The organism is Syntrophomonas palmitatica JCM 14374 (assembly GCF_001311885.1).
Classification (GTDB): Bacteria; Bacillota; Syntrophomonadia; order Syntrophomonadales; family Syntrophomonadaceae; genus Syntrophomonas_A; species Syntrophomonas_A palmitatica.
The window spans coordinates 73,356-93,814 of record NZ_BBCE01000013.1; the positions used below are offsets into that span (position 1 = coordinate 73,356).

24 protein-coding genes, 3 tRNA genes, 1 other RNA gene and 1 pseudogene are annotated in these 20,459 nt (G+C 46.6%); 28 read left to right on the plus strand and 1 reads right to left on the minus strand.

What is annotated here, in order from left to right:
* Window positions 1-158: 158 nt before the first annotated feature.
* The 16 genes from JCM14374_RS08750 (at window position 159) to JCM14374_RS08810 (ending at window position 11,861) form a co-directional block, all read left to right on the plus strand.
* Complete coding sequence (locus tag JCM14374_RS08750; RefSeq protein ID WP_054696155.1) at window positions 159-1,439, plus strand: adenylosuccinate synthase; 1,281 nt, start codon at window positions 159-161, stop codon at window positions 1,437-1,439.
* 129 nt (window positions 1,440-1,568) lie between these two features.
* Window positions 1,569-1,643: transfer RNA gene (locus tag JCM14374_RS08755), tRNA-Val, on the plus strand.
* Between the two features lie 133 nt (window positions 1,644-1,776).
* On the plus strand, window positions 1,777-2,226 hold the full coding sequence (locus tag JCM14374_RS08760; protein ID WP_054696158.1) for a hypothetical protein: 450 nt from the start codon (window positions 1,777-1,779) through the stop codon (window positions 2,224-2,226).
* A gap of 130 nt (window positions 2,227-2,356) precedes the next feature.
* Window positions 2,357-2,599, plus strand: coding sequence for a hypothetical protein (locus JCM14374_RS08765; protein ID WP_054696161.1), 243 nt, complete (start codon window positions 2,357-2,359; stop codon window positions 2,597-2,599).
* 17 nt (window positions 2,600-2,616) lie between these two features.
* Complete coding sequence (locus JCM14374_RS08770; RefSeq protein ID WP_054696164.1) at window positions 2,617-2,952, plus strand: 5' nucleotidase, NT5C type; 336 nt, start codon at window positions 2,617-2,619, stop codon at window positions 2,950-2,952.
* Between the two features lie 67 nt (window positions 2,953-3,019).
* Window positions 3,020-3,095: transfer RNA gene (locus tag JCM14374_RS08775), tRNA-Asp, on the plus strand.
* A gap of 107 nt (window positions 3,096-3,202) precedes the next feature.
* A tRNA-Gly gene (locus JCM14374_RS08780) sits at window positions 3,203-3,277 on the plus strand.
* A gap of 65 nt (window positions 3,278-3,342) precedes the next feature.
* The gene (gene scfA, locus JCM14374_RS13145; RefSeq protein ID WP_083453983.1) at window positions 3,343-3,483 is read left to right on the plus strand and encodes a six-cysteine ranthipeptide SCIFF; all 141 of its coding nucleotides are present in this window, start codon (window positions 3,343-3,345) and stop codon (window positions 3,481-3,483) included.
* A gap of 118 nt (window positions 3,484-3,601) precedes the next feature.
* The gene (locus JCM14374_RS08785) at window positions 3,602-4,747 is read left to right on the plus strand and encodes a radical SAM protein (protein ID WP_242848921.1); all 1,146 of its coding nucleotides are present in this window, start codon (window positions 3,602-3,604) and stop codon (window positions 4,745-4,747) included.
* The gene (locus JCM14374_RS14700; RefSeq protein ID WP_242848930.1) at window positions 4,693-4,983 is read left to right on the plus strand and encodes an SPASM domain-containing protein; all 291 of its coding nucleotides are present in this window, start codon (window positions 4,693-4,695) and stop codon (window positions 4,981-4,983) included. Before JCM14374_RS08785 ends, JCM14374_RS14700 begins: the two co-directional genes overlap by 55 nt.
* Window positions 4,984-5,082: 99 nt before the next feature.
* On the plus strand, window positions 5,083-6,435 hold the full coding sequence (locus JCM14374_RS15280) for a LysM peptidoglycan-binding domain-containing M23 family metallopeptidase (RefSeq protein ID WP_083453984.1): 1,353 nt from the start codon (window positions 5,083-5,085) through the stop codon (window positions 6,433-6,435).
* 124 nt (window positions 6,436-6,559) lie between these two features.
* Window positions 6,560-6,991, plus strand: coding sequence for an NAD(P)/FAD-dependent oxidoreductase (locus tag JCM14374_RS15285; RefSeq protein ID WP_207641611.1), 432 nt, complete (start codon window positions 6,560-6,562; stop codon window positions 6,989-6,991).
* 43 nt (window positions 6,992-7,034) lie between these two features.
* Window positions 7,035-7,463 (plus strand): NAD(P)/FAD-dependent oxidoreductase, encoded by a 429-nt coding sequence (locus JCM14374_RS15290; protein ID WP_207641612.1) that lies wholly within the window; start codon window positions 7,035-7,037, stop codon window positions 7,461-7,463.
* A gap of 72 nt (window positions 7,464-7,535) precedes the next feature.
* Window positions 7,536-8,375, plus strand: a complete 840-nt coding sequence (locus JCM14374_RS08800; protein WP_054696170.1) for a peptidase MA family metallohydrolase — start codon at window positions 7,536-7,538, stop codon at window positions 8,373-8,375.
* Between the two features lie 17 nt (window positions 8,376-8,392).
* A complete protein-coding gene (gene murA / locus JCM14374_RS08805) occupies window positions 8,393-9,643 on the plus strand; it encodes a UDP-N-acetylglucosamine 1-carboxyvinyltransferase (protein ID WP_054696173.1) in 1,251 nt (416 codons plus the stop codon).
* Between the two features lie 172 nt (window positions 9,644-9,815).
* Window positions 9,816-11,861, plus strand: a complete 2,046-nt coding sequence (locus JCM14374_RS08810) for an ATP-binding protein (protein ID WP_083453985.1) — start codon at window positions 9,816-9,818, stop codon at window positions 11,859-11,861.
* Window positions 11,862-11,865: 4 nt separating this feature from the next.
* On the opposite strand, the gene JCM14374_RS08815 is transcribed toward JCM14374_RS08810, so the two are convergent.
* Window positions 11,866-12,786, minus strand: coding sequence for a GGDEF domain-containing response regulator (locus JCM14374_RS08815; protein WP_172674195.1), 921 nt, complete (start codon window positions 12,784-12,786; stop codon window positions 11,866-11,868).
* A gap of 254 nt (window positions 12,787-13,040) precedes the next feature.
* On the opposite strand from JCM14374_RS08815, the gene ffs reads away from it, so the two are divergent.
* The 12 genes and pseudogenes from ffs (at window position 13,041) to JCM14374_RS08870 (ending at window position 20,341) form a co-directional block, all read left to right on the plus strand.
* Window positions 13,041-13,306: signal recognition particle sRNA large type (gene ffs / locus JCM14374_RS13150), an RNA gene on the plus strand.
* Between the two features lie 77 nt (window positions 13,307-13,383).
* Complete coding sequence (gene dnaX, locus JCM14374_RS14715; protein ID WP_054696182.1) at window positions 13,384-13,998, plus strand: DNA polymerase III subunit gamma/tau; 615 nt, start codon at window positions 13,384-13,386, stop codon at window positions 13,996-13,998.
* Complete coding sequence (locus JCM14374_RS14720) at window positions 13,989-14,882, plus strand: hypothetical protein (RefSeq protein ID WP_439646071.1); 894 nt, start codon at window positions 13,989-13,991, stop codon at window positions 14,880-14,882. Before dnaX ends, JCM14374_RS14720 begins: the two co-directional genes overlap by 10 nt.
* 12 nt (window positions 14,883-14,894) lie before the next feature.
* Entirely contained in the window at window positions 14,895-15,224 is a 330-nt protein-coding gene (locus JCM14374_RS08830; RefSeq protein WP_083453987.1) for a YbaB/EbfC family nucleoid-associated protein, read from the plus strand.
* Between the two features lie 71 nt (window positions 15,225-15,295).
* Window positions 15,296-15,889, plus strand: coding sequence for a recombination mediator RecR (gene recR / locus JCM14374_RS08835; RefSeq protein ID WP_054696188.1), 594 nt, complete (start codon window positions 15,296-15,298; stop codon window positions 15,887-15,889).
* A 143-nt stretch (window positions 15,890-16,032) separates the two neighbouring features.
* The gene (locus JCM14374_RS08840; protein ID WP_054696191.1) at window positions 16,033-16,314 is read left to right on the plus strand and encodes a DUF2508 family protein; all 282 of its coding nucleotides are present in this window, start codon (window positions 16,033-16,035) and stop codon (window positions 16,312-16,314) included.
* A 10-nt stretch (window positions 16,315-16,324) separates the two neighbouring features.
* The gene (locus JCM14374_RS08845) at window positions 16,325-16,597 is read left to right on the plus strand and encodes a pro-sigmaK processing inhibitor BofA family protein (RefSeq protein WP_242848922.1); all 273 of its coding nucleotides are present in this window, start codon (window positions 16,325-16,327) and stop codon (window positions 16,595-16,597) included.
* Between the two features lie 320 nt (window positions 16,598-16,917).
* Window positions 16,918-17,601 (plus strand): hypothetical protein, encoded by a 684-nt coding sequence (locus tag JCM14374_RS08850; protein WP_054696194.1) that lies wholly within the window; start codon window positions 16,918-16,920, stop codon window positions 17,599-17,601.
* Window positions 17,602-17,642: 41 nt separating this feature from the next.
* Window positions 17,643-18,729, plus strand: a pseudogene (locus JCM14374_RS08855) (ferredoxin oxidoreductase).
* A 12-nt stretch (window positions 18,730-18,741) separates the two neighbouring features.
* Entirely contained in the window at window positions 18,742-19,500 is a 759-nt protein-coding gene (locus tag JCM14374_RS08860) for a thiamine pyrophosphate-dependent enzyme (RefSeq protein ID WP_054696197.1), read from the plus strand.
* Window positions 19,497-20,078 carry a 2-oxoacid:ferredoxin oxidoreductase subunit gamma family protein gene (locus JCM14374_RS08865; RefSeq protein WP_172674197.1) on the plus strand — a complete coding sequence of 194 codons (582 nt, stop codon included), beginning with the start codon at window positions 19,497-19,499 and terminating at the stop codon, window positions 20,076-20,078. Before JCM14374_RS08860 ends, JCM14374_RS08865 begins: the two co-directional genes overlap by 4 nt.
* 2 nt (window positions 20,079-20,080) lie before the next feature.
* On the plus strand, window positions 20,081-20,341 hold the full coding sequence (locus JCM14374_RS08870) for a 4Fe-4S dicluster domain-containing protein (RefSeq protein WP_054696202.1): 261 nt from the start codon (window positions 20,081-20,083) through the stop codon (window positions 20,339-20,341).
* Window positions 20,342-20,459: the final 118 nt, after the last annotated feature.

Consider the following 20,459-nt stretch of genomic DNA (forward strand, 5'->3'; position numbering starts at 1 on the left):
TGCAGGTCACAACCATACATTGATTAAATTGTATACCAAAAACATTGACATAGCGGATTTGGTGTTGTTGACACCGAATATTGCATTTGCTAAGATTAGCTTGCTTGTTCAAGTTGTGCAGGGAGTTATTTTGTGTGTGGATATCAGGAGGGATGCCGGTGGCCGCGGTAGTTTTAGTAGGCGCCCAGTGGGGGGACGAAGGCAAAGGGAAAATAACCGATTTTCTGGCGGAACGGGCTGACTGTGTGGTCAGATATCAAGGCGGCAGCAATGCCGGTCATACGGTGGAGGTAAAGCAGGAAAAGTTCATGCTGCATCTGGTGCCTTCGGGTATCCTCTATCCCCAGACCCTTTGTGTGGTTGGCAATGGCGTGGTTGTCGATATGGGCAAGCTGATTGAAGAACTGGATGGCCTGCAAAAACGGGGCATTGACACCAGCAACCTGCGTATCAGCCTGCGTGCGCCAGTAGTAATGCCCTATCATAAAAAAATCGATGAACTGGAAGACAGGGACAGCAATATCGGCACCACTAAACGGGGCATCGGGCCTACTTATGCTGATAAAATAAACCGGATTGGATTTCGCATAGGCGATTTGCTTGAAGAACCCGATATTTTTGAAGCCCGCTTCAAGGCTCAAGTGGCGTATAAAAACCGGATTATTAATGAAATCTATAATGAAGAAGGCTTTGATTATAAAGCGCTGCTGGATAAACTCATGTCTGAAGTAGCGGTGCTGAAGCCATACCTGGCCGATACTTCCTACCTTATTTATAACTGCATTAAAGAAGGAAAAAAAGTATTGTTTGAAGGAGCACAGGGGACTCTGCTGGATATTGACCACGGGACTTACCCGTATGTTACCTCATCTCATCCTATAGCCGGGGGGGCCTGTGTGGGCAGCGGCATCGGGCCTACATCCATTGGCCGGGTTTTAGGAGTTGCCAAAGCCTATACTACCAGGGTAGGAGAAGGCCCGTTCCCTACTGAATTAAATGATGAAATCGGCCAAACCTTGCGCGAGCGGGGAGCGGAATTTGGCACCACTACCGGCAGACCCCGGCGCTGCGGCTGGCTGGACGCAGTAATCCTGCGTTATGCCGCCCGGGTGAACGGCTTGACCGATTTGGCTATTACCAAGCTGGATGTACTGGATTCATTTCCTGTATTGAAGATATGCGTAGCCTATCGTTATAAAGGGAGCCTGTTGCAGGAATTCCCCGATAACATTGGGATTTTGTCCAAATGTGAACCTGAGTATATGGAATTGCCGGGATGGCAGCAGGACCTGTCAGGTGTTACTGAATACGAACAACTTCCGGATAAAGCCAAAAGGTACATTGAAACCATTGAAGAATTGAGCGGGGTAAAACAGGCTATAGTAGCTGTCGGGCCCAAGAGAGAACAAACCATCGTCACACAACGCCTGTATACCTGACCAATTGGAAAAATCCTGCGGCCTTACACTGGTGCAGGATGTCTGCCTTAAACAAGCGGATATCCGAGCTGTTTTATCCAAATAATTTGATGATTTATCACCGAGATGTTAGAATAAATATGCGATCAAGGGCGCGTAACTCAGCGGGAGAGTGCTACCTTCACACGGTAGAAGTCGTGGGTTCGAAACCCTCCGCGCCCACCATTGAAGCATTATAGAGGCTGTCCCCCAAATCCAAATGGGATAAAGGGGCAGCTTTTTTTACGACTGTATACGAAACTATTTTTTATTAAAATATTTTTTATATTATCGATATATCATACAAGGAGATGAGGATATGTCAGATAATATTATCGAAACCAAGCTCATATCAAAATACCTGTTAAACAACTCCGCCAAAACCGCGGAGGCGGCTAAAACCAGCAATAATAACAAATCTACTAACAGCAATAAGACGCAAACGGCTGGTTTGGCTGATGTGCTGGAATTAAGCTCAATGGATACCAATCCGTTTGTATATACCAACTACAATGCTAAAGGGCAATATGAAATCATGCCCACTCTGGCTGATTATCTGAATGATGAAGAAAATGATAGCCGTTCAAACCTGTTTGGAGATGATGGCAGCAGTCAAACCAGCCTGGTGGATTTTTTAAACGATTCGTCCTCTCAATCAGGCGCAGATTCATACAGCAGTGTGTTTGATGCCCTGGCTGATGCTAACCGAACCAGGAACGACTTAATAATAGAGCAGGCCCTGAACAAAATTCAGGGAGTCAATAAATAAGAACAAATAAAGCTGCAAAACAAAAGACCTCGCTCATATGGGCGGGGTTTTGCTATGTTTGTGAGATTGTTCGCTCCCCCTTTCCCCCGCCGCCCAAAATCATTATTATATAGTAGAATGGAGGGATAAAATGATAATTGGCATTGACATAGACAACACCATCAGCCATACCACGGAAATGATAATGCACTACGTAAGAATATACGGTGAGGAGCAGGGCATAAACACAAAAGCCGATTACAGCCAGTATTACCTGGAGGATTCCCTGGGCTGGCCGATTGAGACTGTGGATACATTTCTGGAGGGGTACCTGCCCTACATTTACCGTGAGGTACAGCCCAAGCTGAGGCCATTGAGGTTATACAGGAATTAAAGGATCAACACGAACTGGTGTTAATCACTTCCCGCAATGTACAATTTCCCCGAATCGAAGAAATAACCAAAGAGTGGCTTGAGCAATACGGCATAGTCTATGATCGCTTAATTTTAAACACTACCCCCAATCTGCATCATTTCAGCAAACTGGAGGTTTGTCTGCAGAATGGGATTCAGATCATGATCGAGGATCATCACCAGCTGGCGGAAGAGATTGCGCAAACAATGCCGGTGATTCTGTTTGATTATCCCTATAACCGTCATTTGGAATCCGATAACATTATCCGGGTCCAAACCTGGGCCGAGGTGAAAAGCTGGGTAAAAAGGCTTGAAAAGCGCATAGGTTCTTAGTTATAAGCGGTTTTCGGCCCTTGAAAAGCCTAGTTTCTTCTGTTAAAATAACTTCGTACCCGTTTGCGGAGCCGTGGTGTAGCGGTTAACATGCCGGCCTGTCACGCCGGAGATCGAGGGTTCAAATCCCTTCGGCTTCGCCATATTATTTTTAAGTTCGATGCAGGCTCTGGTTTTAACGCCCTGAGACCGGACATGCTGCGAGTTGACGGGGACCAAGACAGCGTTGTAAAATATTAGCATATAAAGTGCGGGAGTAGCTCAGTGGCAGAGCACCGGCTTCCCAAGCCGGGTGTCGAGGGTTCGAACCCCTTTTCCCGCTCCAATGTAAAATCCGGCTGTTTTTTACAGCCTTTAATATTAAATCTGTGAGGAGGAGGTTGGTAAGTTTTGAATAAACATCTGGTTACTATTATTAAACCCGGATTGAAGAGGGAAGGGGACATTAACTGCAGAGAGTGTGCGACATCCTGTCAGTCTGCCTGTAAAACATCCTGTACGGTAGGCAACCAGCTTTGCCGCAAGGAATAAGACCATAAGACCGGCTGAAGAAATAGAGGGGCGATAAGGCCCCTTTTTTATTGCCTTGAAAGACGGGGAGGGCATTATTTGCCTATCCCCGGACCCTATGCCTCGAGGGAGGAGATTTATGTACAACCTGGCAGCCTACGATTTTGCGGCCCATATCCATATGTTTAAATGGAAAGACTTGAATATTGTCCTGGACGTGAACAGCGGCGCCATTCATTTATTGGATGAACCGGCCTGGTGTATGCTTGAGACCATGATCCGTTTTCAAGGCGATTTATATGCGTCTTTGGAGATCTGTGCCAGGCGTTTTCCCCAGGAGCTGCTTATGGAGACCATGAATGAAATTCTGGCCGCTTATGAAACGGGAGCGCTTTTCAGCGAGGAAGAAAATATCAGCCTTGACTTGCGCCAGGTCCCGATCAAGGCACTGTGTCTTAATGTTGCGCATAGCTGCAATATGCGCTGTGCCTATTGTTTTGCCAGCCAGGGCGATTTTGGTCTTAAACCTGCCTTGATGTCTCTTGAAACCGGACAGGAAGCGCTGGAGTTTCTCATTACAAACAGCAGGGATATCGAACACCTGGAGGTTGATTTTTTCGGAGGTGAACCCCTGCTGAACTTTGAGATGGTCAGAGAGCTGGTTAAGTATGGCCGCCAAAGGGAAAAAGAAACCGGCAAAATTCTTAACTTTACTTTAACCACGAATGCCCTGCTGCTTGATGATGATATTATGGATTTTCTTGTTGAAGAAAATCTCAGCGTAATATTAAGCCTGGACGGAAGACCGGAGGTAAATAATCGCTGCCGTCCTTTGGCCAACGGCGAAGGCAGCTATGACCGGGTATTGGCTAATATCCGGCGTATGGTTTCCCGGCAGCCGGCGAGCCACTATATCCGCGGCACCTATACCCGCAAGAATCTGGATTTTAGCCAGGATTTGCGGCACATCATCGACCTCGGCTTTGACAACCTGTCACTGGAACCAGCGGTAGGCAGTGACGCGGAGTTTGCCATACAACCAGAGGATCTGCCCCGGGTCCTGGAGGAATACGAAGAACTTACCGAAGCTTTGCTGACCTATATTCAAGCCGGGCGTGATATTCATTTCTTTCATTATGATCTTAACCTGCAGCAAGGCCCTTGTTTGGCCAACGCCGCAGCGGCTGCGGGGGAGGAGTCGATTACCTGGCTGTCACCCCGGAAGGCGATATCTATCCCTGCCACCAGCTGGTGGGACAGGAGAGATTTCGCATGGGCAATGTGAAAACGGGTCAGCTGGATATGGGAATAAAGCAGCAATTTGCCTCCAATTACCTCGATAATAAAGAAGAATGCAGGCGCTGCTGGGCACGAAACTTCTGCGGCGGGGGCTGCCACGCCAATAATTATTTTCGTCACGGCGATATTTCCCGTCCCCATGAAATATCTTGCGCTATGCATAAGAAGCGCATTGAAGGAGCTATTTACCTGGATTTGCAAAAGAGATTGGGGGCGCGGTAATTATGGGCGCATTAACCAATTTAGACAATAAAATGCCGCTAAAGAAGGAGAATGAGATATTTCGGGCGAAATAAAGTAGCAAATGCCTAAAAAACAAGAATGGAGAATCATATGTTGAATTATCTGCGTCAAAATAAAATTCTAATACCGGTAGGAGCAGCTTTATGCGGGTTATTATTGCTGCTGCTGGCATCAAGCCTGACCGGAAAGACTTCAGGATATATAGTATCAATTGACCGACAGGAACGGTTTGCGGTGAAAGACAGCGATACGGTAGATAAGAACCTGCAGGTTATTCAAAAAGACGAGGAGAAGCGCTGCAAACAGCCCTTGGAACTCACCACCAGGATAGAATACCGCCGCGCCATGGTTAAAAAGGACCATTTATTAAACCAGGCCGCGGTTAAAAAAGAACTAAAAAAAAGCCTGCAGTTTAAAGCCATAGCGGGAGTAATATTTGTAAACGGCAAAAAAATAGCCTGTCTGGAGAGCCCGGCAGCGGCAGAACGACTTTTAACCAGGTTGAAAAGAGAATATACTCAGGTAGAACCGGGAGAAAAGCTGCTTAAACTGGATTTCCTGGAGAAGGTAAAGGTTGAGAAACAAAAGGTTGCCGCCAGCGAACTGGTTTCCAGTGAAAAGGCTTACCAGTTCATTACCACCGGGACGAAAAATCCGGAGAAATACATAGTAAAAGAAGGCGATTCCCTGTGGCTGATTGCCCGGCGCAATGATATGTATGTTGATGACATTATAAAGGCTAATCATCTAAAAACCGAAAACCTGGCTTTGGATCAGGAATTGATTCTGGTCAAAAGCAGACCCTTCATTAATGTAGCCGCCAAGGTTCAGGGAAAGAAGACCGAAGCTATACCATTTGAGACAAAAGTAATTGTGGACAAGAACTCACCCAGCCGCATCAGTATCAAACAAGAAGGAAAAAACGGACAGAAAGATGTGGTTTATATCGCCAGTAAACTTAACGGCGTTGTGGACAAGCGGGAAGTAATATCCGAAAAAGTAATCGCACCAGCCGTAGCCAGGATCATAATAAAAGGCAGCAAGGTTACCAAAGTAGCCTCGCGCGGGGGCGGAGGCGGCAGCCTGGATTGGCCTTTGCAGGGACTGATTACCCAGTATTTCTCTGGAGGTCATACGGGAATAGATATAGGAATTCCTACCGGTACTCCCATTCGTGCGGCTGACAGCGGCTATGTCGTATTTACCGGCTACAGCGGCGGGTACGGGAAACTGGTTTCAATTAATCATGGCAATGGCCTGGTGACAAACTATGCGCATTGTTCAGCCATAAATGTCACCGAGGGACAACAGGTAGACAGAGGCGAGGTCATAGCCCTGTCGGGCAACACGGGCCGCAGCACCGGACCTCATCTTCATTTCGAGGTTACATCCGGCGGATCATTTTTAAACCCTTTAAATTACTTGCGTTAGATAAAAAGCCCTGACCCAAGGTCGGGGCTTCTTAATTTCAAAGCCTATATTGTATTTCCAACCGATTAATAGTTAGAATTTTTACAGGTAAATAATGATTCCTGTCATGAAGGAGGGTTTAACTGTGTATGATGTAATAATTATAGGCGCCGGCCCCGCGGGGTTAACAGCCGCGATTTATACCGGCCGGGCTAAACTGAAAACCCTGGTTTTGGAAGCCAATACCGTAGGCGGCAATGCCCGCTGGACCGATCAGATCGATAACTTTCCGGGGTTTCCTTTTGGGATAAACGGTCCTGATCTCATGGACAACTTTCATAAGCAGGCCATGCGTTTCGGGGCTGAACTGAAAATGGCGGAAGTAAAACTAATCGAAGCTATTGATGGCGGGCACAAGGTTATTACCGACCAGGGGGAATATAGTGCCCGGGCTATTATTATCGCTATCGGCGCGCGCGGCGTGAACTCAAGGTTCCCGGTGAACAGGAATTCCTGGGCCGGGGGGTTTCCTACTGCGCTACCTGTGACGGGGCCTTTTTCCAGCAGGTTCCGGTAGCTATTGTAGGGGGGGGGACTCCGCGGTTAAAGAAGCCCTCTATATGGCTGACATAGCGGCAAAAGTCTATCTCATCCACCGCCGGGAGGAATTCAGGGCCAACCAGACGGCGGTAGACAAAATGCTGGCCGACCCGCGCATTGAATTGAAATTAAACCGGACCGTCAAGCGTATAGAAGGAGAAGGCCTTATGCAGCGGCTAATCCTGCAGGATGTTATAAGCGGTCAGGAAGAAGCTCTGGAGGTAGAAGGCCTTTTTGTAAGTATCGGGCTGGTGGCGGCGGCAGACTTTATTGAAGTCCTGCTGGATACCCGGGATGGCTACATCCTGACCGATGATAAGATGCTTACTTCCGTGCCTGGTATTTTTGCCGCCGGTGATATACGGGCCAAAGTGGGGCGACAGGTAGCTACCGCCGTGGGAGATGGAGCAATGGCAGCAATCTCCGTTACTGAATATTTGAAGGAATAACCACCACTATTTACAGCAACCCCGGCATTTATCCCCATAGTATAATGGGGGGCAGAGGGGAGAGGAGAAAAAATGCCGGGGATCAAAATGCATCCGCCTGCCAAAACGGCGGTTTTGGTACTGGTGCTTGTTCTGCTGGCGGCTTTGTTGTTGGGGAAAAACAACCAGTCTGTTATGCGTTTCCTGGTGGGGCAGGAAATAAAGCTGAGTACCGCCGCCTTTGAACAAACCAAAACAGAACATTATAATATCAAGTACACCGCGATAGACAGGCCGTATGTATCGCTGATAAGCAGTACAGCCGAAGAAGCCTATACTGAGGTAAGCAGGGTATTTGGCACAAAACCGGCCCGCAAGATAACCATAGTCGTTTATCCGGACAGCCTCAGCCTTTCGCGGAGCTTTGGCTGGGATAAAGACGAAAAGGCTATGGGGGTTTACTGGGCAGGAACCATACGGGTGTTATCGCCGCGGGTTTGGCTTCCTGAGGAAGACATGTCAGTACGTTTTGCTCAGGAAGGGCCTATGGTACACGAATTCGCACATTTATTGGTTGACGATATCAGCCGCGGGAATTATAATCGCTGGTGGACAGAAGGAATAGCGCAATATGTGGAAAAAGAAATAACCGGCTTTGAATTTTCGCAGCCTTTCGCGCCAGGGGAGGTTCGAAGCTACTATAAGTTAAACAGGCTGGAACGTGAATTTGACAGCCTGGAACAATCCGTAGCCTATTGGGAATCGCTGCAGGCCATTGAATATATTGCTGCAGAATATGGCGAAGACAAGGTCTTTGCAGTGCTTGATAATCTGGGCCGGGGTCAAAGCCTGGCCGCCGCTATGGAAAGTTCGTTAGGCATCAAGTATACAGTTTGGGAACAGGATTTTTATCGTTACCTGGAAAATCAATAAGACAAGAGGTGTAGCCCTTGCAAGACACATTGTGTATTGAAGGAGGACATCCCCTGCATGGCCGGGTACGGGTCAGCGGGGCTAAGAACGCCGGGCTGGTGCTGATGGCGGCCAGTATTTTAGCCGATGGGGAGACTATTCTGGACAATATACCCCGTATTCGGGATGTGGAGGTAATGACCCAGCTGTTAAACGATATCGGGGTTGATACCTGCTGGAATGATGATAACAGCCTGTCGATCTGTCCTCCGCCAGGCAATGTCAAGAATTATACTTCATATGATCTGGCTAAAATGCTGCGGGCCTCCAATCTTTTTCTGGGGGCCATTCTGGGCCGCCAGGGCGAGGCGATTATTTCACTGCCCGGGGGATGTGATATCGGTTCAAGGCCCATGGACCTGCATATCAAGGGTTTGCAGGCTTTAGGAACCGACATATCTATTGAACACGGCTATATTTTCGCCCGCGCCAACCAATCCTGCGGAGCCAGGATTTACCTGGATTTCCCCAGTGTGGGCGCGACGGAAAATATATTGATGATGGCGGTAAAGACTCCGGGAACGAGTATAATCGAGAATGCGGCCAAAGAGCCTGAAATCGTTGATTTGGCCAATTTCCTCAATTCCATGGGGGCCAAAATCAGGGGCGCCGGGACCGATATCATTAAAATTGACGGGGTACCGAAATTAAAAGCCGGTCGTTACGCGATAATTCCAGACCGGATCGAAGCCGGTACTTATATGATAGCAGCCGCTATTTCCGGCGGGGAAATAGAAGTGGAGAATGTCATCCCCACGCACCTGCATCCGGTGGTGGCCAAACTTCAGGAGACGGGGGCTTTTGTACAGGAAAATGATCAGGGTATATTGGTGCGGGCCGGGGAACAGATTTTGCCGGTTGACATCAAAACCCTGCCTTATCCGGGATTTCCAACGGACATGCAGTCGCAGATGATAGCCCTGTTATCATTGGCCCGCGGCTCCAGTGTGATAGTGGAAAATGTATTTGAGAACCGTTTCCAAATAGTAGATGAGTTAAAACGCATGGGAGCCAATATTAAGGTGGAAGGGCATACGGCTGTGGTAGAAGGGGTGCAAACCTTGTATGGAGCGCGAGTAAAAGCCACAGACCTTAGAGCTGGCGCGGCCCTGGTGCTGGCGGCCCTGGTGGCTCGCGGAGAGACGGTCATCGAAGATGCCATCCACATTTTCCGGGGCTATGAAGATATCCCGCGCAAGCTTTCCATGTTAGGCGCACGGGTAAAATAACTTTATGTTAATAATAGGATAAAAAGAAGGCTTGGCATAACAGCCTTCTTTTTATTTGTATAGGAAAGAATGCTTTTCAATTGGCTGGGGATAAGCTCAGTAATTAAATAAATTTAGCTTATTAAAAACGTGTAGTCCTTCCCATGATTCAGAAAATTCACTATAATTTGTAATGAAAGTTAAACTTGACAGTATCCAAGGGGAGACCAGCATGGTGCAGGATAATAATAATCGCCCCGATAATATTCAGAATATAGTTGAACAACAATACCGCTTAATGGTAGAACAACTGAACGAAGGCATATTGGTAATTGATACCCAGGGCCGCATTACTTTTGTCAACCCGCAGATGGTTGAAATGCTGGGTTATAGTATCGAAGAGGTTATAGACAGAACCTTCCATTCATTTACGGAAGAAAATCTGCGAGACTTTATCGACACTAAATTAAAACAACGGCTTCAGGGCCTGAATGACGTTTACGAGATGCCTTTGTTGACCAAGGACAACCGCCAAATTTTTGTCTCGATTTCGGCCTCGCCTTTAAGGGATGAGTTCGGAAACCATCAGGGTTCTTTTGCGGTTATCAGTGATATCAGTGAACGCAAGCAAATGGAAGCAGCCCTGGCCCAGGCCAAAGAAGCTGCGGAGGCGGCCAGCCAGGCCAAGTCCGATTTTCTGGCTAATATGAGTCATGAAATCAGGACGCCGATAAGCACCTTGATAGGGGCTGCTCAAATATTATTAAGCACTGAATTAACCGATGAACAAAAAGAATATGTCTCCATGATCTATCATTCCGCCGACGTCTTATTGGCTTTAATCAATAATATCCTGGATTTTTCAAAAATTGAGGCTGATCAATTAAACCTGGAAAAAATAGATTTCGATTTGTACAATTTATTGGATGAGGTTCTGGATTTCCTGCGCTTGAACGCCGGCGAAAAGGGCCTTAAACTTAACTGCCTGGTAAGCCCCCTGGTACCCCGGTACATAAACGGCGACCCTTTAAGAATTAGACAGGTTTTATTGAATTTGGTTAATAATGCGGTTAAATTTACTGATATAGGTTCTGTTTTCATACGGGTCAGCATCTTTAAGGAAAGCGGCCCTGTAATAATACTTAAATTTGACGTTGTTGATACCGGTATAGGCATAGCCGCTGAAACCCGCCGCCGCTTGTTTGCTCCCTTTATTCAAGCTGATGCTTCCACTACCAGGAGATTTGGGGGAAGCGGCTTGGGCCTGGCTATTTCCAAGAACCTGGTGGAAAAAATGGGCGGGGAAATAGGCTGTGAAAGTGAACTGGGAACAGGCTCGACTTTTTGGTTTACCCTTCCTGTCACCGCCAGAATTGGCGCCGAGGAACCCTTCCACAGGCAGCAGGAGAAGGATTTGCCCCGCAAAATAGCAAAAAGGCAAACTCGAGTGAAGCCGGTGCTGGTAGCTGAAGACAATCCCGATTTGCAATCATTGATTAAAGCCCAGCTGGAAAGGTTGGGATATACAGCTGAATTTGCCCCGGACGGGATAAAGGCGGTATATTGCTTCACTACCCGTGAGTACTCGGCTATTCTGATGGATATTCATATGCCGGTGATGGACGGCTACCGATCCTCTACCATAATTCGTGATGTAGAAAGGGTTCGCGGGGGACATATCCCGATTATTGCCTTAACCGCCAACGCTATGGGCGGTGATATCCACAAATGCTTTAAGGCCGGTATGGATGATTACCTTTCCAAACCGGTTCTGCTGGAGGAATTAAACGCGGTTTTAATTAAATGGGTGCCTGACAGGCAAGAGCTCTCTGCAGATTTGTCGTCAGACAGTACAAATGTTTTTGATAAGGGTAAACCGGTTATGGGGGAAGAGAAATCAGGGGGCATTGATTGGAATGTATTAGGGGGGTATGTGCCCAAAGGCGAGGAAACAGCATTTTTGCCTCGTATCATTGAAGAGTATTTAACGAACAGCCGGGAACGCATTTCCAGTCTTAAAAAGGCCCTGGAAACGAGAGACCTGAGCTTATTGAAGAAGACGGTACACAGTTTTAGTTCAGCCAGCGCGTACCTGGGCGCACGTCATCTGTGCAATTTGTTAAAAGTTCTGGAGATGAATACAATACAGGACGGTTTTAGCAGCAGCAGACAAATACTCACGGAAATTGAGCTGGAATTTGCCCGCATTCAATCAGAACTAACGGAAACCAGGATATAATGATTTAATATACAGCGGGCAGGGCGATTTCCACCCGGTTGCGCCCGTTTTGCTTGGCCCGGTACAGAGCCTGGTCGGCAGTCATAATAATATTCTTGACATTGGCCTTTAAACCAGGCTGGCAGGTGGTAACTCCGCCGCTTACAGTTACCTGTACAGGAATATTATCTATTTTAAACAGGTCCTGACGGAAAGTTTGTTGAATACGCCTGGCCACCAATTCACTTTCTGACATATTGCAGCCAGGCAAGATAACCAGGAATTCTTCCCCTCCATAACGGCCTACCAAATCGTAGCCACGCACAGCCGAAACTATGCGCCGGGAAGTCTCTTTTAAAACCTCATCCCCGGCCAGGTGTCCGAAACGATCATTAAGTCGCTTAAAGCAATCCACATCGATCATTACTACGCCGGTATGCAGACCCAGACGTTCTGATCTTAATAGTTCCTTTTGCAGCTGTTCCAGGATGGCTCCATGATTTAAAATCCCGGTGAGCGGGTCATGACGCGCATGATAGCGCTGAACCTCCAGAGCCTTCTGCAGGTATGCCTGCTGGTTAAGAATCCGGCAGGCAACTTGTAATTTGGCCTCCAATTCACCAGGTTCAAAAGGTTTAATTATGTAATCATCAGCCCCGGCCATCAGGCCTTCAATCAGATCTTGCCGGCTGTCATACCCGGTTATCAGAATCAGGTAAGGATAAACCTGTTCGTTGTTCTCACGAACGCAGCGGCAGATTTCTATCCCGTCCAGATCAGGCATAAGCCAGTCGATCAAAGCCAGGCGCGGGGCATTTTCACTTTGGAGTATTCGCAGCGTTTCTTCCCCGCTGCTGGCTTCTATAACATCGTAGCCCCATTGACAAAGATTGGCTTTCAGGACATTACGAGCCACAAAATCATCATCGGCTGCCAGTATTTGCATAAACAGGTTCCCTTCTTCTGAATAACTGTTAATATAATACAACAAAAAAAGAAAATTTAAAATTGCATAAAAAATGTTCATTCCAAATAATGTACAATCGTTTGGATTTAAGGTTCAAATTGCTGCTGAGCTTGCCAAAGCACAGAAAAGATTGTACAATGAACAAGCGGTAAAAACAGAGATCTTTCTCTAAACCAAATAATAAAATCCCGGCTCTTGCAGCCAGGGTTTTCTTATCTAGGGATTAAGAACTGCCGTGCTAGACGGGGAATTAGCGGTGCCCTGTAACCTGCAACCCGCTATAGCAGGGTCGAATTCCTGAGCCGAGGGTCTATCCTGTAAGGTCAGGCTTGAATAAGTGGTTAAGAAGTTCGGGTCCTGCGCAACGGAACATTTTGAACCGTGTCAGGTCCGGGAGGAAGCAGCACTAAGAAATCCATTCCGTGTGACGCGGGGGAGCCTGAATGGAGCTAACTGTTCAAGTAACGCTTGGAGGGTATATTCGAAGCCAGGTGCACGGCATATTTATTTAAATGTATAAAGAGGTTACAATAGCAGGTAGTGGACCTGCTTTATTTTTTAAAAGGAGGGCTTTATATGGCTTATCTGGCTCTATACCGGGCCTGGCGTCCACAGAGTTTCGCAGAAGTAGTGGGGCAGGAAAAGACGATTACCGCACTGCGCAACGCTGTTAATCAAGGACGCTTATCCCATGCCTATTTATTTTCCGGCCCTCGCGGTACCGGCAAAACCAGTGTCGCTAAAATTATTGCCCGGGTGGTTAATTGCGATAACCCGCTGGAGGGTGAACCCTGCAATCAGTGTAATAGCTGCCGGGATATACTAAATGGTAATTTTATGGATGTTATAGAGATTGATGCCGCATCAAACCGCGGCATTGATGAGATACGGGACCTGCGTGAGAAAGTGCGGGTAGCCCCCGCGCAAGGCAAGAAAAAGGTTTATATTATCGATGAAGTACATATGCTGACAACGGAAGCTTTTAATGCCCTGTTAAAAACCCTGGAAGAGCCGCCGGATGCGGTAATATTTATTCTGGCCACTACCGAACCCCAGAAAATACCTGACACCATTCGTTCCCGCTGCCAGGCCTTTCATTTCAGACGTTTAACCGCACAAGAAATCATGCGCGGCTTAAACAAGCGGCTGCCGACAGCGGTATCGAACTTGACCCGGAAGCTCTGCTATTGATGGCCCGCCGCGCCAATGGGGGGATGAGAGATGCTCTGAGCACCCTCGATCAGGTACATTCGTTCAAGGGGCATATAATAACGAAGGAAGACGTCCTGGATGTTTTGGGGTTGGTAGACGAATTGTTTTTGGCCCGGCTCTTTGATTATATCCTGGAACAGGATATACGCACGGTAATAGAAATGCTTAATACGGCTCTAAGTCAGGGCAAGGAGGCCCAGCATCTCTTAAGAGAGAGCGTCCTCTACCTGCGTGATCTCCTGCTGTTTTCAGTCATGGGAGAGGAAGCGCAGTTGTCCGTAGTACAAAAAGAGGCTAAACCAAACCTGACCAGACAGAAGGGCCAGGTGAACCCCGAGCAGATTATGACAGCCTTAAAGATGTTGATGGAAACCAGCGAAAAGATGAGATATAGCGAGAACAACCGGTTTATTTTAGAAATGGCTTTTATAGAACTGACGAACTTATGGAGCGAAAAAGAAGCTGCTCTTGTTAAACCAGCGCCTAAAATCCCTTCCGCTTCGGCCAGCAAACCAACCCGTGCTAAAACTGCCCCAAAAGAGGCGGTTGATCCCGTCTGGAATCAGATCCTGGCTGCGGTGAAAGAGAAAAAGATCCCTACGTACGCCCTGCTGGTACAGGGACGGCTATTGGGTATCAGTGATGACAGCATGTATATAGGATATAAGAAAGGATATAGTTTTCATAAAGAGAAAATGGAGGAGAAAGGCAACCGCGGAATACTGGAAAGCGTGGTGCAGGAAATTTATAAAAAACCAATGAATATTGAACTGGTGCTGCTTGATGACGAACAGGTTAATGATATAGTAGTTAAAAAAGCCATAGAACTATTTGGAGAAGAAATAGTAAAAATAAAAAACTGAGGAGGAAAGAGGATGAAATTTAATCCCGGTGCAGGCGGATCCATGAACAAGATGTTAAAACAAGCCAAACAGGTACAGGAACAGATTGTGAAGATGCAGGAAGAACTTAGGGAACGCGAAGTAGAAGCTTCTTCCGGAGGGGGAGCGGTTACGGTCACAGTTAACGGCAAACAAGAAATCCTGCGTATTAAAATAAAGCCGGAAGTCGTTGATCCTGAGGATGTGGAGATGCTTGAAGACCTGGTTTTGACCGCTGTCAACGAAGCCGTTAAACAATCTCAGGACATGGTTTCCAATGAAATGGCACGCATAACCGGCGGCTTTAACATCCCCGGACTATAATATTTATTAGGTGTCGGTGTCAAGAGAACCGTCCCCTTGACACCTGACCATTTTCGTTTGGGAGGTTTGCGATGAAGCTGGCGCGTCCGCTGGAAAACCTTATTGACCAGCTGCAGAAACTGCCGACCATTGGGCCTAAAACTGCCCAGCGCCTGGCATTATTTATATTAAAGGTTCCTGAATCCGAAGCAAATGAACTGGCACAGGCTATTATCGATGCACGGCAAAAGATTACTGCTTGTTCGGAGTGTGGTATCTTGACTGATTTATCCCCTTGCAGTGTCTGCCGTGACGACAGCAGAGACGGAAGCGTTCTCTGTGTAGTCGGGGAAACCAGTGATGTAATGGCTATAGAACGCACCGGTTTTCGCGGCCGTTATTTTGTCCTGAATAAGAATATAGACCTGCTGGCCGACAACGCCTTCGAAGGCTTGAATATGAAGCTGTTTGCGGCTAAACTTGCAGCCGGAGGGGTTAAGGAGGTTGTATTGGCACTTAACCCTGATATTGACGGGGAAGTAATGTCCCGGTATCTGGGAGGAATCGCCGCCCAGTATGACGTACTGATAACCCGTCCCGCTCATGGGCTGCCGGTAGGGGGCAACATAGAATTCGCCGACGAAATCACCCTGCGCCGCGCCCTGGAAGGCCGCAGAGAGCTGTAGATTTTACACAGTGTCAAGAAAACGGTCCCCTGACAACCTCGCGCGAAAAAGTTTTGCGTAAACTGCGTCTAAAACAACATAAAATAAAACCTCCTGGCATATGATGCTGTAGACCACAGTAAAAATATGCCAGGAGGTTTTGCGTGATTAAGTGGCCAGAAATAATCAAGAAGCTGAGCCGGACAGCTTTGATAAAAACCCAGCCCGAATGCCAGGGAATTATATCTGATGAAACTCTGCTCCGGCAGGCATACGAAGAACTGCAGCAAGCCCGGAACATGTTTTCTTATGCCGGCGACCAGGAAATGATAGACAGTGCTATTTATGCCTTGATGGCAGCAGAAAAACGGTATGATCATCTGTTAAAAAACATTAAACAAAAAAACCGTCAATGGGAATTTAAAGCCCTGGATATGATTCGGTGAGATGTGAGGGGTGATAAATAATGGATACCGTAAATATTATTATAGCAGGTTTGTTTTTATTGGCAGTATTGTACATAATAGCCAGATTTTAGCCAAACCGGTTAAATTATTATGGAAAATACTGCTGAATTCACTGATAGGCCTGGTTTTATTATTAGCCGCCAATTACCTTGGCGCATTTTGGGATTTTTCTCTACCGGTAAATATTATCACCGTATTAACCGCAGGATTTTTGGGAATACCTGGAGTGCTGCTGCTAATCGCCTTTAAACTGCTTATTTAGTTATATCTGCTCCAAGCAGAATATTTACAATATACAGACCGGCCCAAACCGGTCTTTTTCAATTTTATAATAAGTTCTATTTGTAGTGCTTCATTGTTTCTTAATACAAAATTAACAAAATAAGTAGTGCATCAAGGATGGATTAGAGTATATCATATACTTTAACACCCCTTAAAAAGCAGTTTGCTTTCCGGGGTTTGCCATATTTGTTATAGCATTATCAATAATTATGCGTATTATTCAAGGTAATATTGCAAATTATTGACGCATATTTCGTTATTAATATATACTATTTATAAACTGGCCGCTTCAAGCGGGGGGTGTTTTATTTTAACCCGGCAGAATCATCAAGAATCGTGGAAGCTTTTGTAGGCGAATATGCCAGCGGCAAAAGTGAAATCTCCATAAACCGGGCCCTGGAATTAAAGATGCTGGGGCGGGAAGTTAATCTTGTGGATCTTGATACCGTGGAACCTTTTTATACCTTAAGACCCATAAAAGAAATGCTGGAAGAAAAAGGTTTGCGGGTGATAGGCTTTTCAAACCGTGATGCTTTTGGTCTCGGTGAAACCGGAGCCATGTTGAATCCCCAAGCTCGCTGGGCTCTGCGCCGCGAAGGGGATATTATTATGGATATAGGGTACGGTGTATTCGGGGCGCAGACTTTGAATCTGGTGGAAGGAGCCAATGAGTCTCCTGATTTGAGAGTAATAGCGGTAATCAACTATATGCGCCCCATGACTGCCTCAAGAGAACTTATTAAGGAATATATTGAAAACCTGGGACGAGTTGATGCTGTAGCAGCCAATACCCATTTGGGTGATGAAACCACTATTGACATAATTAAAAAAGGTAATGATGAAATTATAAAAGCTGCCGTCGATCTGGGGCTGCCGGTTGATTTTATAGCTGTGGATGAAAAACTGCGGGAGACCATTGATCTGAAAGATTTTTCAATACCTATAAAATATATCCGCCGCTATATGCCGTCAGCTCGCTGGTAAATAGAGATATTGTATATGAACGGGAGGTGTTTTATATACTAATGGAAAAAGTAATCAACGAAGCTCAAAAAGCGTTCATGACCGGAAATGAGGTCGTAGCCTGGGCAGCTCTGGCTGCAGGCGCTGAAGTAATGTTTGGTTATCCGATCACACCCCAGAATGAAGTCATGCACTACTGGACCCGTCTGTGTCCAAAGTACAACCGGAATTTTCTGCAAACCGAAGATGAAATATCCGCAGGCTTTACCGTTTGCGGTGCAGTGCAAAGCGGGAAAAAGGCCTTTACCGCTACGGCTGGCCCCGGCAATGTATTGATGCAGGAGCCTTTTGGTATGGCCGAAGCTATGCGGCTGCTTGGTAGCCATAATTCAGCAGCGCGGGGGACCCTCATCCGGTACAGTGGTTTATTCCCAGCAGGAAGTAGCATTAACCACCTTTGGCGGTAATGGCGAAGGATGGCGTATTGTCTATTCAACCGCAACCCATCAGGAAATTTACGATTACGTTATTAAGGCTTTTAATACCGCCTGGAAATATCGTTTTCCTACCTTTGTATTGGGAGATGGATATCAGGCCAAGATGCGTGAACCTTTGGAATTATACAACCCGAAGGAAAAAGGCATTACCATGGTGGAAACCTATCCCTTAATCGGTTTGCCCGGTGAAATCGGCAACAACCGGCAGCCCCAGCATCTGTGCAACATATACAGCCTGGAAGAGGAATTATATGATGTTGTAATGAAGGTATCGGCTGAATACGAAGCTGTATCATCGGAAATAGAAGAATTCGATGAGAAAAACTGTGATGGGGCGGACATAATAATCATTTCTCACGGGGTTGTGTCACGTGCTGCCGATGACGCCGTAAAAGCCCTGCAGGCCCAGGGCATCAAAGCAGGGTACTTCAGACCCATTACCCTGCGGCCTTTCCCGACCAAACAACTGCGCGATGCGATTGCCCGCAGTTCTGCCCAAAAGCTGCTGGTGGTGGAATCGGCTTACGGGCAGCTTTACCGTTTGCTGAGACAGGAGATATATGGGGAAACTGTGCCTATGGAAACCTTATTTATGCCCGGTGTCGGCATTATTGACTATGACATTATAAATAAAGTAAAGAGTATTCTTTAGGGGAGGAGGTATATCAATGTCAAGCGTAGCACCAGCATTCCAAAGTCATGGTATCTGCCATCCAAACCACATAAGTTTTGTCCCGGATGCGGACACGGCATCGTTTTAAAAGCTCTGGGCGAAAACATAGATGAATTAGGTATTCAGGATAAAACTGTTTTTGGCTGCGATATCGGCTGTTCACTTTTATCATGGAATTTTTTCGCCTGTGACAGCACTCAGACCCATCATGGCCGTACTACTCCGGTTATGGTTGGTATTAAGAGATCACGGCCTGAATTGATTACAGTTGGTTACATGGGAGACGGCGGCGGTTACTCTATAGGCTCTCAGCACCTGCTCAATGCGGCCGTACGTAATGAAAAAGTAACCCTTATTCTGGTGAATAACACCAACTACGGCATGACCGGCGGGCAAATGGCCCCTACCACCTTGCCCGGCCAAAAAACCGAAACCACTCCCTTTGGCAGGGATCCTGAACTTACCGGCTATCCCACCAAAGGACCTGAGTTTGTGGCGCAATTAACCCCGGATACCGCTTATGTAGCCCGGGCTACTGTCTCAAAATACAATCAGCTGAAACGTTTTATACGTAATGCCCTGCGCAACCAAATCGAGGGCAACGGTTTTTCCTTTGTGGAAGTTCTCTCCACCTGCCCTACCAACTGGCGCACTAATGCCCAGCAAACCTGGCGCTTCCTGGAAGATGAAATGGAACAGCACTTCCCCATAGGCGAATTAAAAACTCCCTTTGGAAAGGGGGATAAATAATGTCTTTGCTGAAAATCGCCCTGGCCGGAGAAGGCGGGCAGGGAGTACAATCCGTAGCCGAAATAATAGCTGAAGCCGCTTATAATGAAAAAAAACAAACCATTTATATCCCTAATTTCGGTTTGGAACAAAGAGGCGGAGTATCTATTGCTTTTATCCAAGTTAGCGAAAATAGAATAGGCGCTCCCAAATTTAATAAAGCGGATGTAGTTATTGCCCTGAGTGATAGAGCAGTGGGCAGAACAGCGGTTTATTCAGACCAGAATACATTGTTTGTATATGATGACGGTTTTAAGGTTGATGCACAAGACCTTCCCAAAGAAGCCAAAAGGATTATAGCTATCCCAGCCATTAAAACCGCTAACACGGAACTGCATCCCCGGGTTTTTAACATTATAATAATGGGGGCGGTCATAGGTCTTACCAATGTAGTAAGCTTCGAATCCGCCAGGGACGCCCTGGTTCATAAATTATCCTATAAATTTGAGAAAGACCCGGCTTTAAAAGAACTGAACTTTAAAGCCCTTGAAATAGGAAAGCAGCTGGCTCAAGCCTCTCTAAAGGAAGGGGTGTGTTAAGAATGACAGGTAAGATTGAAGCCTTGACTACAGAAATGGAGAAAGCGATATTTCATATTTTCCCTGCTTACTGCAAAGGCTGCGGCCTATGTAAAGAGAAATGCCCCAATGATGTTCTGGTTTGGTCAGATAAACTAGGGGTTTATGGCACACCTACAGTAACCCCCAAGGATGAGGACAGCTGCATCGCGTGTAAAATATGTGAAATGGTCTGCCCTGACTGCGCCATCTTCCTTGAACGGTTGAAAAAGAAAAGCAGCTAATAAATATAGGGCAGCATAGAAAAATTTTAAAAACGATAGAACCGGGCGTTGTCAAAGCCCGGTTTTTTGGTATATAATATATAAGCGCTTAATGGTTTAATTAAGAAAATAAACCTGC